General features: G+C 40.0%; 11 protein-coding genes. All 11 read left to right on the top strand.

The genetic code is table 11. The features are described 5' to 3' along the window. Positions 1–21: 21 nt before the first annotated feature. Complete coding sequence (gene polX, locus ABE41_RS14115; RefSeq protein WP_066291521.1) at positions 22–1737, top strand: DNA polymerase/3'-5' exonuclease PolX; 1716 nt, start codon at positions 22–24, stop codon at positions 1735–1737. Between the two features lie 32 nt (positions 1738–1769). Beyond that, positions 1770–4127 (top strand): endonuclease MutS2, encoded by a 2358-nt coding sequence (locus ABE41_RS14110; RefSeq protein WP_066291519.1) that lies wholly within the window; start codon positions 1770–1772, stop codon positions 4125–4127. Positions 4128–4214: 87 nt separating this feature from the next. Then, the gene (locus tag ABE41_RS14105) at positions 4215–4619 is read left to right on the top strand and encodes a DUF350 domain-containing protein (RefSeq protein ID WP_066291517.1); all 405 of its coding nucleotides are present in this window, start codon (positions 4215–4217) and stop codon (positions 4617–4619) included. A gap of 260 nt (positions 4620–4879) precedes the next feature. Continuing rightward, positions 4880–6571, top strand: coding sequence for a long-chain-fatty-acid--CoA ligase (locus tag ABE41_RS14100; RefSeq protein WP_156774275.1), 1692 nt, complete (start codon positions 4880–4882; stop codon positions 6569–6571). A 426-nt stretch (positions 6572–6997) separates the two neighbouring features. After that, positions 6998–7597 (top strand): fatty acid metabolism transcriptional regulator FadR, encoded by a 600-nt coding sequence (locus ABE41_RS14095; RefSeq protein ID WP_066291512.1) that lies wholly within the window; start codon positions 6998–7000, stop codon positions 7595–7597. A 25-nt stretch (positions 7598–7622) separates the two neighbouring features. Next, complete coding sequence (locus ABE41_RS14090; protein WP_066291511.1) at positions 7623–8396, top strand: enoyl-CoA hydratase; 774 nt, start codon at positions 7623–7625, stop codon at positions 8394–8396. A 16-nt stretch (positions 8397–8412) separates the two neighbouring features. Then, on the top strand, positions 8413–9183 hold the full coding sequence (locus ABE41_RS14085; protein ID WP_066291509.1) for an electron transfer flavoprotein subunit beta/FixA family protein: 771 nt from the start codon (positions 8413–8415) through the stop codon (positions 9181–9183). A 12-nt stretch (positions 9184–9195) separates the two neighbouring features. After that, a complete protein-coding gene (locus tag ABE41_RS14080) occupies positions 9196–10167 on the top strand; it encodes an electron transfer flavoprotein subunit alpha/FixB family protein (protein WP_066291507.1) in 972 nt (323 codons plus the stop codon). A gap of 384 nt (positions 10168–10551) precedes the next feature. Continuing rightward, the gene (locus ABE41_RS14075; RefSeq protein WP_066291506.1) at positions 10552–11142 is read left to right on the top strand and encodes a histidine phosphatase family protein; all 591 of its coding nucleotides are present in this window, start codon (positions 10552–10554) and stop codon (positions 11140–11142) included. 116 nt (positions 11143–11258) lie between these two features. Further along, positions 11259–11570, top strand: coding sequence for a thioredoxin (gene trxA, locus ABE41_RS14070; protein WP_066291505.1), 312 nt, complete (start codon positions 11259–11261; stop codon positions 11568–11570). A 799-nt stretch (positions 11571–12369) separates the two neighbouring features. Next, on the top strand, positions 12370–14121 hold the full coding sequence (gene uvrC, locus ABE41_RS14065; RefSeq protein ID WP_066294870.1) for an excinuclease ABC subunit UvrC: 1752 nt from the start codon (positions 12370–12372) through the stop codon (positions 14119–14121). Positions 14122–14172 lie beyond the last annotated feature (51 nt).

Genomic DNA, 14172 nt, shown 5'->3' with positions numbered 1-14172 from the left:
TTGATAGAAAGGGAGTACATTATGGCTAATAAAAAAGAAATCGTACGTGCGTTAGAACAAATTGCTCTTTATCTCGAAATTCTAGGAGAAAATTCTTTTAAAGTTTCCGCTTACCGAAAAGCAGCAAATGCTCTTGAAGGTGATGAGCGAACGATGGATCAAATAGAAGATGTTTCGAAAATAAAAGGCATTGGCAAAGGAACGGCTGCCGTTATTATCGAAATGATGGATAAAGGTGAATCTGAATTACTTATTGAACTTCAGGAAAAAGTACCCTCTGAACTTATTACATTATTACAAGTGCCTAATTTGGGCGGAAAAAAGATTGCGAAACTTTACTCGGAGCTGGGCGTAACTAATATCGAAACATTAAAAGAAGCTTGTACTGCAGGTAAAGTAAGAGAGCTTGCAGGATTTGGAGCAAAGACAGAAGAGAAGATTCTTGCTTCATTAGACGATATTGGAAAAAGACCTGAAAGACTCCCCATCGCTTATATGCTTCCAATAGCTGAAAGTATAGAGGCGCAGCTGGAAAAGATGAAGCATGTTGAAAAATTCTCAAGAGCAGGAAGTCTAAGACGGTACCGGGAAACGATTAAAGATCTTGATTTTATTATTTCTTCAAAAAATCCTGGAAAAGTGAAAGAACAGCTACTAAACTTGCATGGAGTTATGGATGTCATTGCAAGCGGAGAAACGAAGGTTTCACTCGTATTAGGAGAGAAAATGGCTGTTTCAGTAGATTTTAGAATCGTTGAACCGGAGCAATTCGCAACGACACTGCATCATTTTACAGGTTCAATGGAACATAACGTTAAAATGAGGCAGCTGGCTAAAACCAGGGGAGAAAAGATAAGCGAATACGGTGTTGAAAATACAGAGACAGGTGAAGTTCTAACGTTTAAAACCGAAGAAGAATTTTACGCGCATTTCGGGTTGAATTGGATACCGCCAGAAGCGAGAGAAACTGGTGAAGAAATCGAACTTCTGATGGAAGATTATGAGTTTGTTCAATTATCGGATATTAAAGGAGATCTGCATCTGCATTCTACTTGGAGTGACGGCGCATTCTCGATAGAGGAAATGGCTGATGAAGCAAGGAGCCTTGGATATGAGTTCATGGCTATTACAGATCATTCACAGTATCTGCGAGTGGCAAACGGACTCACTCCAGAGAGGATACGCATGCAGCGGAAAGAGATTGATAAGCTGAACGAAAAATATAAAGACTTCAAAATATTTGCTGGTATTGAAATGGATATATTACCAGATGGTACACTAGACTATGATGATGATCTTCTCGATGAGATGGATTTTGTTATTGCGAGTATCCATTCTGCTTTTTCACAAGATCAGAGTAAGATCATGAAACGTTTAAAAACGGCGCTCGATCACAAAAATGTAGATTTAATTGCTCATCCGACTGGGCGCCTGATCGGCCGAAGAACAGGCTATGATGTTGATGTGGATATGTTGCTTCAGCTTGCATATGAAACAGATACCGCAATTGAGTTAAACGCTAATCCAAACAGACTTGATCTATCGCCAGACTGGCTAAGGAAAGCACAGGAGCTAGGTGTGAAGATTGCTATTAATACGGATGCACATTACAAAGAAACGATGAAACATATGGAGATTGGGGCTGCGGTAGCACGAAAAGGTTTTATTAAAAAAAGTTCTGTAATAAATACTATGACCTTAAAAGAATTTGAAACCTATATAAACCGTAAAAAATAGCTCTATATCCTCGGAGCAGGAGGAAGTTTAACATGCAAGAAAAAATGTTGCGAGTTTTAGAATTGAAAAAAGTAATTGAAAGATTAAAAAAACATGCAAGCTGTTCATTAGGAATAAATAAGATTGAAGCTCTTGTTCCTTTAACTGAACTTAAAGAAGTGAACGCCGCACAAGAAGCGACAGATGAAGGTGTAAAAGTACTCCGTCTAAGAGGACAGGTTCCTTTTGGCGGGATATTTGATATTCGTTCAAACGTAAAACGCTCGAAAATCGGGAGTCTTTTAAACGAGGAAGACTTGATGGATATTGCCTCAACTCTTTATGGCGGCAGGAGATTTAAACGTTTTATAGAGGGGTTAGTGGAAGATGGCATCGAGCTTCATATCTTGAAAAATGCTGCCGAACAGATCATTCCATTGCAGGAAGTTGAACAGTCTATTAAAAATTGCATAGATGACCACGGAAATATGATGGATAGTGCGAGCACAGAGCTAAGAACAATACGCCAGCAGCTCCGTACCTTCGAAGCTAGAGTCAGAGAAAAGCTTGAATCAATCGTCAGGTCTTCAAGCTATCAAAAGATGCTGTCAGATTCTATCATAACGATCCGTAATGATAGATTTGTTATTCCTGTTAAACAAGAGTACAGAGGGAACTTTGGCGGTATGGTTCATGACCAGTCTGCCAGCGGCGCTACGTTATTCATTGAACCGCAATCAGTCGTAACTATAAATAATCAGGTGAAAGAAGCAAAAGCGAAAGAAACACGTGAAATAGAGAAAATATTAAGAGAGCTCACTGCACAAGTTGCTGAAACAGCTGATGATATTCTCCTGAACGTGGATGTGTTAGCAGAGGTTGACTTTATATTAGCAAAAGCGCGCTTCGCAAATGAACTAAAATGTACAAGACCGATTATGAATGACAAAGGCTTTATTTCTCTCTATAACGGAAGACATCCGCTGCTGGATCAGGAGACAGTGGTTCCAACGAGTGTAAAGCTGGGAGGAGAGTATCAATCTCTTGTTATTACCGGTCCAAATACAGGAGGGAAGACCGTTACTTTAAAAACGATCGGTCTACTTACATTAATGGCCCAATGCGGATTGCAGATTCCAGCACAGGAAGAATCTGAGATGGCTGTCTTTAAAACTATTTTTGCAGATATCGGCGATGAGCAGTCTATCGAACAGTCGTTGAGTACATTCTCATCCCACATGGTTAACATTGTTGATATCTTAAACAAGCTGGATTATGAATCTCTTGTCCTGTTTGATGAACTCGGTGCAGGAACAGATCCGCAAGAAGGTGCCGCGCTTGCGATTTCTATTCTGGATTTTGTATTTGCAAGAGGAGCTCGCGTTGTAGCGACAACACATTACAGTGAATTGAAAGCCTATGCTTACAACCGCGAAGGCGTTATGAATGCCTCAGTAGAGTTTGATGTACAGACATTGCGTCCAACTTACAGGCTGTTAGTCGGCGTTCCAGGACGAAGCAATGCTTTCGAAATATCAAAAAGACTCGGTTTGCGTCAAGATATTATCGATTCAGCTAGATCTCAGATAAGTGAAGACGAAAATAAAATTGACAATATGATCCGATCTCTTGAAGATAACCGCAAACAAGCAGAAAAAGAGATGCAAGAAGCTGAAATTAAAAGAAAAGAAGCCGAAGCGATCAAAGCTGATCTTGAACGCGAGTTAGAGCATTATCAAAATGAGAAAGAACGGCTGTATCAGAAGGCGAAAGAAGAAGCAGAGCGAGCTGTTGAAAAAGCACGGGAAACAGCTGAAGAGATTATTGTTGAAATTCGTGAACTTCAAAAATCAGGCGGACAGATCAAAGAGCATAAACTGATTGAAGCAAAAAAGAGATTGGAAGAAGCTGTTCCAAAATCAAGGACGAAGAATAAGAAACCGAAAGCTGCATCCACTAAGAAAGAATATGTTCCTGGTGATGAAGTAAGAGTGTTAAGTGTCGGCCAAAAAGGACACATCGTTGAAAAAGTCAGCAGCAGCGAGTATCAAGTGCAAATCGGTATCTTAAAAATGAATGTATCAGAACGTGATTTGGAATGGATAAAAGAATATAAACCAAAACCTGAACCGCGTTCATTTGTAAAAGTAACAGGTTCAAATGATTCTTCACGCCCAGAACTGGACTTAAGAGGTAAAAGGTATGAAGACGCGATGCTTGAGGTCGACAGATATTTAGATGAAGCCATGATGGCAGGTTTTAACCAAGTGTATATCATTCATGGCAAGGGTACTGGAGCGCTACGTAAAGGCGTACAAGAGCTATTAAAATCTCATCGCAATGTAAAGTCCACAAGAATGGGTGCCGCTGGTGAAGGGGGAGGCGGAGTAACAGTAGCTGTGTTAAAATAATCCAGAGGAAATGCTGATTCACTTGCTCTGAGGTATTTATGAAATAAGCCTAATATATAAAAAAGCCATCTAAAAGGGGAACTGCCGATGGATTTTATGGAAAACGCTTTTTTAAAAACAGCAGCAAACTATAGTGTTGTTGTACTTTGTATGGTCCTGTTTTTAGCTGTATTCGAGCTTGTGACCCGTTATAAGAACTGGGTTGAAATTAAAAACGGAAATCTTTCAGTTGCAATGGCAACAGGCGGGAAGATTTTTGGAATCGCAAATATTTTTCGATATTCAATTTCCCAGAACGACTCTTTGCTGATGATGGTCATGTGGGGAATATTTGGATTCGTTTTGCTTTTAATCGGTTATTTTATTTATGAATTTTTAACGCCAAAATTCCAGATCGATAAAGAAATTGAAAATGATAACAGAGCTGTAGGTTTTATTTCGATGGTTATATCAGTCGGTCTTTCGTTTGTTATTGGTGAAGGCATTGAATAGTTGAAGGGATAAAATATGGAAACGTTATTTAAAGTGCTTTTTGTTCTAAGCGGCATATTTATTGCTGCAGGTTTTGTTTATTTATTATTTTTCACATGATTAAAATCCAGACCTTTCTATATAGGGTCTGGATTTTTTTGGCTGAAATTTTACCGATTATTTTTAATTTTTAAAAAAGTATATAAAATTGTATACGTTTTCAATATAATAGGAATAAAGATATAGAAATTTTTGAAGGAAGGCGTGAATTAAAGGAGGAGATGCAAGTGGAAAGAAGGTGGCTTAACAGTTACCCAAGTGAAATTCCGGGACATCTTGATTACGACAGCAAACCTTTATTCGCGTATTTAGAAGAAGCAGCAGAACAGAAAAAAGACAATACTGCTGTTCATTTTTTAGGCAAGACTCTAACGTTCGGTGAACTGTATGAAAGCTCTTTGCGGTTTGCACATTCACTTTCAGCCCTAGGAGTGAAAAAAGGGGACCGCGTAGCGATCATGCTGCCAAACTGCCCTCAGGCGGTAATTGCTTATTACGGTACTTTGTTCTTAGGCGGGATAGTTGTCCAGACGAACCCTCTTTATACGGAAAGAGAGCTGCGCCATCAGCTTTCAGACAGTGGAGCAAAGGTGATCGTCAGCTTGGATCTGCTCTTTGGAAGAATATCTGCTGTAAGGAATGATACCAGTGTTGAGCACGTAATAATAACAGGTATCAAAGACTATTTGCCATTTCCTAAAAACCTGCTTTACCCGTTTGTGCAAAAAAGGCAAAATCCAACGGTTGTCGTCAACATTTCTTATAATCATGAAGTTCATTCTTTTACAGAAATGCTTAAGCGTTCAAAGCCAATTAAGCCTGAAGTCAGCATCTCCCCTGATGAAGATTTGGCTTTATTACAGTATACTGGCGGAACAACAGGGCCTGCAAAAGGCGTAATGCTTACGCATAAAAACCTTGTCGTCAATGCTTTGCAATGCAACGCGTGGATGTTTAAGAATCGTGATGGAAAAGAAAAGATACTTGGGGCTCTGCCGTTTTTCCATGTGTATGGGATGACTTGTGTGATGAATTTAGGAATCATTACGAAGGCGCAGATGATTATCCTTCCTCGATTCGATCCGGCACAAGTTTTGAAAACGATTCATAAAGAACGCCCAACACTATTTCCTGGTGCTCCGACCATGTATATTGCACTTTTGAACCATCCGGATTTAAAGAAATATGACCTTTCTTCCATCCAGGCTTGTATAAGCGGTTCAGCAGCTTTGCCTTTAGAAGTTCAGGAAAAGTTTCAGGCTGTTATTTCGGGTTCATTAGTTGAAGGTTATGGTCTAACTGAAGCTTCTCCAGTAACCCATGCAAATTTAATTTATGGAGAGCAGGTAAAAGGAAGCATCGGTATGCCTTGGCCGAATACTGAAGCAGCTATTATATCTGCCGAAACTGGTGAATGGGCAGAACCAGGTGAGATCGGCGAACTGGCTGTAAGAGGTCCTCAAGTTATGAAAGGGTACTGGAATCAGCCTGAAGAAACAGCTTCTGTTTTTAGAGACGACTGGCTTATTACGGGTGATATGGGCTACATGGATGAAAGAGGCTACTTTTACATTGTTGATCGCAAAAAAGACCTTATCATTGCGGGCGGCTTTAATATTTATCCTCGTGAAGTCGAAGAGGTTCTATACGAGCATGAAAGTGTAAAAGAAGCTGTAGTCGTTGGTGTACCTGATGAATATCGAGGTGAGACCGTAAAAGCTTTTGTTGTACTTAAAGATGGAGCCGAGTGTACAGAAGAAGAGCTGAATAAATATTGCCGTGAACATCTGGCATCATTTAAAGTGCCGAGACTTTATGAATTTAGAGATGAACTGCCTAAAACGATGGTAGGAAAGATTCTGAGAAGAGTCCTTCTTGAAGAAGAGCGGGAAAAAGCAAAACAAAACAACTGATTCACTTTTAAAAACCGCCATTGTGCGGTTTTTGTTTTGGGTAGAACTCCCTGCGGGATCCAAGCATCCGCAAAAGGATTCTTTCTTAATGAATTTTGTTGAGACAGTTCGTTTGACAAGTTGATTGGAGCGCAAGGTGCGAGACTCCTGAGGGATCAGCGGGACAGGTGAGACCCCGGCAGGCTTGAATAGCCTAGGGGGCTCACCGCACGCCCCGCGGAAAGCGAGCACCTGGAACGGAAATCAACCACTACCCAAAGCAACAAAGTTTGTGAAATCAGCCTTTTAAAAACTTCCTGCTTGTCAACATAGATAAAAAAATGACATAATGAAATTGACAGAAAAGAAAGATTTGTTTTACAATTATGAATGAACAATCATTCATTTTTTTATATGGTTGTGCTATACACAAATGAGGCGATAGTTATGAAACGAAAAGGTCCAAAATACGAAAAAATAATTGATGCTGCTGTTAATGTCATTGCAGAACACGGCTACCATCAATCCCAGGTTTCAAAGATAGCGAAAGAAGCAGGTGTCGCAGATGGCACCATTTATCTTTATTTTAAGAACAAAGAAGATCTGCTTGTTTCTGTTTTTAATGAGAAAATGGGGACCTTTATCGAAAAAACAGAAAATGAGCTCAGAAGCAATGATTCGGCGATTGAAAAACTGAGAACACTCGTCGAGATGCACTTTAAGCAATTAACTGCAGATTACGAATTATCTATCGTAACGCAATTAGAGCTGCGCCAGACAAACAGACAGCTTCGGGCAAAAATAGGGGAAGTATTAAAGAGGTATTTAAACTTAATAGATTCCATACTGACCGATGGCATGAATGAAGGTGTGTTTGTAAGAGATATGGATTACAGGCTTGCTCGACAGATGATTTTCGGAACAATAGATGAAACGGCTACCAACTGGGTAATGAATGATCATCGATATGATCTCCCCGCTCTTTCCGGCCCCGTTCATCAAATGCTCGTTAATGGTCTGGCAGTCAGATGTGCACAGACAGAATAAAACGTTCTTGAGGAGGTTTGATAAAGTGAATTATTTACAAGTTGAAAAGCAAGGTAAAGTAGCCTCAATAAAGCTTAACCGAGCACCTGCTAATGCCCTTTCAACCGGTGTGATCGAAGAAATTGACGGAGCATTGGATCAAATAGAAAATGACAACTCGATAAAATCAGTAGTTATTCTTGGAGAAGGGCGTTTTTTCTCAGCGGGAGCAGATATAAAGGAATTCACGGAAGTTCCTGATGAAAAAGGTTTTGCTATGCTTGGTAAGAAAGGCCAGGACGTTTTTAACCGTATTGAACAATTTTCAAAACCGGTTATTGCTGCAATTCACGGAGCAGCTCTCGGCGGCGGTCTGGAACTGGCGATGAGCTGTCATATCAGACTAGTTGCAGAAGATGCAAAGCTTGGTCTTCCGGAACTGACTCTAGGTCTAATTCCAGGATTTGCAGGAACTCAAAGGCTGCCTCAGTTAGTAGGTGTTCCGAAAGCATGTGAGATGCTCTTATCCAGCCAGCCTATCTCAGGAAAAGAAGCTGTATCTTTTGGATTAGCGAATGACTCCTGTCCAGCTGAAGAACTTTTTGAAAAGGCTTACAAAATGGCAGAGAGCTTTTCAGAAAAAAGTGCTGTATCCATTAAATACACATTAGAATTACTGAATTATGCTAAACATGGTCTCTATGAAAAGGGCGCAGAGAAAGAACAGGAATTGTTTGGAAAAGCTTTTAAAAGCCATGATGGCCAAGAGGGGATCCAAGCATTCATAGAAAAAAGAAAGCCTGTATTTCAGGACCGATAATTAGGAGGGGTAAATAATGAATATTTTTGTTATTTTAAAACGTACTTTTGATACAGAAGAAAAGATCTCGGTTACAAATAATAAAATTTCCGAAGACAGTGCTGAATTTATCATCAATCCTTATGACGAGTATGCGATTGAAGAAGCGATCACATTAAAAGATGCACATGGCGGAACCGTTACAGTTGTAACTGTGGGCGATGAAGACTCTGAGAAAGAGCTTCGTACAGCTTTGGCTATGGGTGCCGATCAAGCTGTGCTTATTTCAAACGAAGACTTAGACAGCCAGGACCAGTTCACAACTTCTTCCGTTTTAGCTGCATATTTTAAAGATAAAGAATATGACATCATTTTAGGCGGAAATGTAGCGATTGATAACGGAACTGGACAAGTGGGTCCGCGTTTAGCAGAACTGCTTGATATTCCTCATGTAACTACGATAACTAAAATTGAAATTAACGGTACAACTGTAAATATTGAGCGCGACGTAGAAGGAGATCTAGAAAAGATTGAAACTTCTCTTCCGTTACTGGTGACAGCACAGCAAGGCTTGAATGAGCCGCGCTACCCATCGCTTCCAGGGATTATGAAAGCTAAGAAAAAGCCCCTTGAAACATTAGAGCTTGATGATCTTGATATTGATGAAGACGATGTAGAAGCTAAAACAAAAACAGTAGAAATTTATCTTCCTCCTAAAAAGGAAGCTGGAAAAATCTTATCTGGTGACACAGCAGATCAAGTGAAAGAACTTGTATCTCTGTTAAGAAACGAAGCAAAGGTTATATAAGGAGGAGTCATCATGGCAAAAAAAGTTTTAGTACTTGCAGAATCTCGTGACGGTGCATTGCGTAACGTATCATTTGAAGCGATTGCAGCAGCAAAAGAAATTTCAGGCGGGGGAGAAGTATTTGCTGTATTGTGCGGCGACTCTGTACAATCTCTTGCAAATGAATTAATTCATTACGGGGCTGATCGTGTACTTACAGCGGAAAATGAAAAGCTCGCAAACTATACGACAGATGGCTACTATCAAGCTTTGAAACAAATTATCGATGAAGAAAAACCGGAAGCAATTGTTTTCGGACATACATCACTAGGAAAAGATTTATCACCAAGACTTGCAGCACGTTTAGAATCCGGTCTGATCTCAGATGTAACTGGATTGGAACAAGCGGGTGAAAATACTGTGTTTACACGTCCAGTATATTCAGGAAAAGCATTCGAAAAGAAATTAATCAATGATGGACTAATCTTTGTTACAATTCGTCCAAACAATATCGCACCATTAGAGAAAGACGAATCACGTTCTGGAGAAGTAAAATCTGTATCTATTGAAATTAAGAATCTAAGAACGATTGTTAAAGAAGTCGTTCGCAAAGCTTCTACAGGTGTTGACTTATCAGAAGCAAAGATTATCGTTGCTGGCGGACGCGGAGTGAAATCTGAAGATGGATTTAAGCCTCTTCAAGAACTTGCAGACGTGCTGGGAGCAGCTGTTGGGGCATCCCGCGGAGCATGTGATGCAGATTATTGCGATTACTCACTTCAAATCGGCCAGACAGGTAAAGTTGTAACACCTGATTTGTACATCGCTTGTGGAATCTCTGGTGCTATTCAGCATTTAGCTGGTATGTCGAATTCAAAAGTAATTGTTGCTATCAACAAAGATCCAGAAGCAAGCATCTTCTCAGTAGCAGACTACGGAATTGTTGGGGATCTCTTTGAAGTAGTACCTTTGTTAACAGAAGAATTTAAAAAAGTGTTAGTATAAAATGAATACCCAAAAACGTCCGGTTCGCTGGACGTTTTTTTATGGGGCTTTGTTGCTATTTGAAAGGGTTGATTTCCGCTCCAGGATGCTCGCTTTCCGCGGGTCGTGCGGTGAGGCTAATAAGCCTGCCGTGGTCTCACCTTCAAGGAAGTTTGTGTGCTCCTGCGTCTACAAGCAAAACAGCATAGAAGCGTGTTCCTCGTCGCATGCCTTGCAAGAAGTATATTCAGGTGGTTGGCACGCAGGAGTCTCGCACCTTGCGCTCCAATCAACTTTTCAACGAAGTGTCTTTAAAAAACGATTCAAAAACAACAATCTATTTGAAAAGAGCCTTTAAAAAGATAACAATGTACTTTGATGTGTATTGAAGAGGGGGAGTTTTTGGTGACGACTATAGCCTTTATTCGCCATGGAGAAACGGATTGGAACATTGAAAGAAGGGCTCAAGGATGTATGGATATTCCATTGAATGAACAGGGAATAAAGCAGGCTAAAGCCCTTGCGGAACGTCTTCGTACAGAAAAATGGGATGCGATCTATGCGAGTCCATTATCAAGAGCTTTTAAAACCGCAGAAGCGATTCAGGAATTAACAGGACTGGATATTTTGCCGGATGATAGGCTGCGCGAGATCTCATTTGGAGAAACAGAAGGAACTACTGAAGCTGAAAGAATAGAACGCTGGGGAGAAGATTGGATTAAGCTTGAGCTCGGCAGGGAATCAAATGAGCTGGCTGACACACGGTGGCAAGAAGCTTTAAAGGAAATTGTTCAGAACCACGAGAACCAAAAAGTTCTCATCGTGACTCACGGCGCACTCCTTGTGAGGATTTACAAATCTTTTTTACAGGATAAAACGGATAAGTGGTATGGATTAAATAATACGTCTCTTTCGATCTTTAAACTTCAGGACCAAAATTGGTCTTGTGAATTGTTTAATTGTCACAAGCATCTAGAAGAGGCAAAAACCATATAACGTTTGTCATAATTAAAACTTGGGTACCATAAAGTTGAGCAAACTATTAGCAACTGTGTAATTTGTGGTGATATACTTTGTTTACACTTTGTTAATTTAAAAGGAGGGCCAAATAAATGGCTATTGTAAATGCATCAGATCAAACATTTAATACAGAAACAAATGAAGGTTTAGTACTTGCTGATTTCTGGGCACCTTGGTGCGGACCTTGTAAAATGATCGCTCCAGTTCTTGAAGAACTAGACCAAGAGCTTGAAGAAGTTAAAGTTGTTAAACTTGATGTAGATGAAAACCAAGAAACAGCTGGGAAATATGGTGTAATGAGTATTCCTACACTTCTAGTATTCAAAGACGGCCAAGTCGTTGATCAAGTTGTAGGCTTCCAGCCAAAAGACGCATTGGTTGAGCTTTTAAACAAACATAAGTAAACATCGTCAAAGCCCGGTATTCCGGGCTTTTTTCTATGGGAGCTGTTGACGCCTAAAGTTTAGGGAACGAAGCAAATGGCTCCCAATAAAGCCTGCCCCACTTGTTACCAGTATGTTCACGCTCAAATGGTAATAAAGTGTTCCCCAGAAGAACACGGTAAAAAGAAGTTCCAATCACCTACAAAGTCAGAACGACAGGTACTTCATTTATTACATTCAAGAAATACTTAGGGAATGTGATCCCAGGAATATGGAATGAAATGAGAAGACCCGTAAGAAAGATTAGAGAGTATCCTTCCTGTGATACAAATGAATGATGGCCATCCAAGACCTGCTTTCTTTTGCAGGTCTTTTTTTAGGCTGTTTTCGCAAACTTTGATACTTTTGGAAGTGGTTGATTTCCGTTACAGGATGCTCGCTTTCCGCGGGGCGTGAGGTGAGCCTTCTCGGCGCTTTGCGCCATTAGAAGTCTCAATTAAGCATGTGTGCTCCTGCGTCTACAAGCAACTCCTAACGAAGCGAGCTTCCTCGTCGCATGCCTTGCGAGAAGAATACTCAGGTAGCTGGCACGCTGCTCCCGCAGGAGACTCGCACCTTGCACTCCAATCAACTTGTCAATGAAGAGAATAAAAAAAATGAGCCAAAAGCAACAATCTTTTAGAGAAGAGCTTTTTTATAAAGTAAACAAAAAAGTGATGAGCGGTAAAGAACTAAAAAAGTCATTTTCTATGATATTATGATTAAATAACAGGTACACCAGAGGGGTGGAAAGATATTGACCTCAATTAAACAAAAATTAATGCTGCTTCCAGATCAGCCTGGCTGCTATTTAATGAAGAATGAATTTGGAAAAGTAATCTATGTAGGGAAAGCAAAAGTATTAAAAAATAGAGTGAAATCATATTTTTCTGGATCGCATGACGGAAAAACCCAGCGGTTAGTCAGTGAGATCAGAGACTTTGAATATATTGTTACTTCTACTGAAATGGAAGCCTTAGTTCTCGAGATGAACTTAATCAAAAAACATGATCCTCGTTATAACGTCATGTTAAAAGATGATAAAAGCTATCCATACTTAAAAGTTACTTCTGAAAAACAACCTCGTCTTTTATATACAAGGAAGATTAAGAAAGACGGCGGAAAATATTTTGGTCCATTTGTTAACGCATATGCTGCACAAGAAACAAAAAAGCTTCTGGATCGTATTTTTCCGCTAAGAAAATGTGATACGATGCCGAAAAGAGTATGCCTCTATTACCATATTGGTCAATGTCTTGGTCCATGTGTTTATGAAGTTTCAGATGAACAGAACAAACAAATGGTAGAAGGTATCATAAAGTTCCTGAACGGCGGTTACCAGGATGTGAAGACACAGCTGTCAGAAAAAATGCTTGAAGCATCTGAAGCCTTAAATTTTGAACGGGCAAAAGAGCTGCGTGACCAGATCCAGCATATTGAAGCCGTTATGGAAAAACAAAAGATGATGACTTCCGATTTAGTCGACAGAGATGTATTCGGTTATCATTTCGATAAAGGCTGGATGTGTGTACAGGTGTTTTTTATTCGTCAAGGGAAAGTTATTGCTAGAGATATATCTGTATTTCCTTTTTACGGGGAAGCGCACGAAGACCTGCTTACTTTTATTGGCCAGTTTTATCTTCAAAAAAATCATCTGCTTCCAAAAGAAATTCTTTTGCCCAAACAGGTGGATGCTAATATGATTCAAGAGCTTCTTAAAGTTAAAGTTCTTCAGCCGCAAAAAGGGCAAAAGAAGGAACTAGTTGAATTGGCCACAAAAAATGCAACTCTTGCACTGCACGAAAAGTTTGCACTAATCGAGCAAGATGAAGCACGGACAATAAAAGCAGTTGAAAACTTAGGCGAAAGAATGGGTATTGCTCCGCCTTATAGGATTGAGGCATTTGATAACTCAAACATTCACGGTACAGACCCAGTTTCAGCTATGGTTGTCTTTGTTGACGGGAAGCCTTATAAAAAGGATTATCGAAAGTATAAAATAAAATCTGTAGAGGGTCCTGATGACTATGCTTCTATGAAGGAAGTTGTTCGCAGAAGGTATTCGAGATTGCTTAGAGAAGAAGGTGAATTGCCAAGCTTAATCCTTATTGATGGCGGGAAAGGTCAGATTTCAGCTGCTCAAGATGTACTTGAAAACGAACTTAATCTTTTCATCCCTGTGGCAGGGCTGTCAAAGGACGAGAAGCACCGTACATCTCAATTATGGCTCGGTGATCCGCCTGAGATGATTCAACTTCCGAGAAACAGCCAAGAATTTTACTTGCTTCAAAGAGTGCAGGATGAAGTGCACCGTTTTGCCATTTCTTTTCATCGCAAAGTCCGGTCAAAAAGTATGTTCGAGTCTATTTTGGATGGGATTGCTGGGATAGGAGAAAAAAGAAAGAAGATGCTGCTCCGTCATTTCGGGTCAATGAAAAAAATGAAAGAGGCAACGGTGGAAGAGATTCAGGAAGCGGGAGTTCCAAGAGCAGTTGCGGAAGAAATAAACAAAGCTTTTTTATCAAAAGACTAGTTGCAGTCATTTAGTAACTTTGTTAAAATGAGACCAACTTTATAAATATGC

Origin of the sequence: Fictibacillus arsenicus (genome assembly GCF_001642935.1) — a bacterium.
Taxonomy (GTDB): Bacteria; Bacillota; Bacilli; order Bacillales; family Fictibacillaceae; genus Fictibacillus; species Fictibacillus arsenicus_B.
This window is presented reverse-complemented; position numbering and strand designations above follow the sequence as displayed.

Bases quoted from the DNA above. Each gene is read 5' to 3' on its own strand.
- polX (WP_066291521.1), top strand. From the start codon at position 22: ATGGCTAATAAAAAAGAAATCGTACGTGCGTTAGAACAAATTGCTCTT.
- ABE41_RS14110 (WP_066291519.1), top strand. From the start codon at position 1,770: ATGCAAGAAAAAATGTTGCGAGTTTTAGAATTGAAAAAAGTAATTGAA.
- ABE41_RS14105 (WP_066291517.1), top strand. From the start codon at position 4,215: ATGGATTTTATGGAAAACGCTTTTTTAAAAACAGCAGCAAACTATAGT.
- ABE41_RS14100 (WP_156774275.1), top strand. From the start codon at position 4,880: ATGCAAGTGGAAAGAAGGTGGCTTAACAGTTACCCAAGTGAAATTCCG.
- ABE41_RS14095 (WP_066291512.1), top strand. From the start codon at position 6,998: ATGAAACGAAAAGGTCCAAAATACGAAAAAATAATTGATGCTGCTGTT.
- ABE41_RS14085 (WP_066291509.1), top strand. From the start codon at position 8,413: ATGAATATTTTTGTTATTTTAAAACGTACTTTTGATACAGAAGAAAAG.
- ABE41_RS14080 (WP_066291507.1), top strand. From the start codon at position 9,196: ATGGCAAAAAAAGTTTTAGTACTTGCAGAATCTCGTGACGGTGCATTG.
- trxA (WP_066291505.1), top strand. From the start codon at position 11,259: ATGGCTATTGTAAATGCATCAGATCAAACATTTAATACAGAAACAAAT.
- uvrC (WP_066294870.1), top strand. From the start codon at position 12,370: ATGCTGCTTCCAGATCAGCCTGGCTGCTATTTAATGAAGAATGAATTT.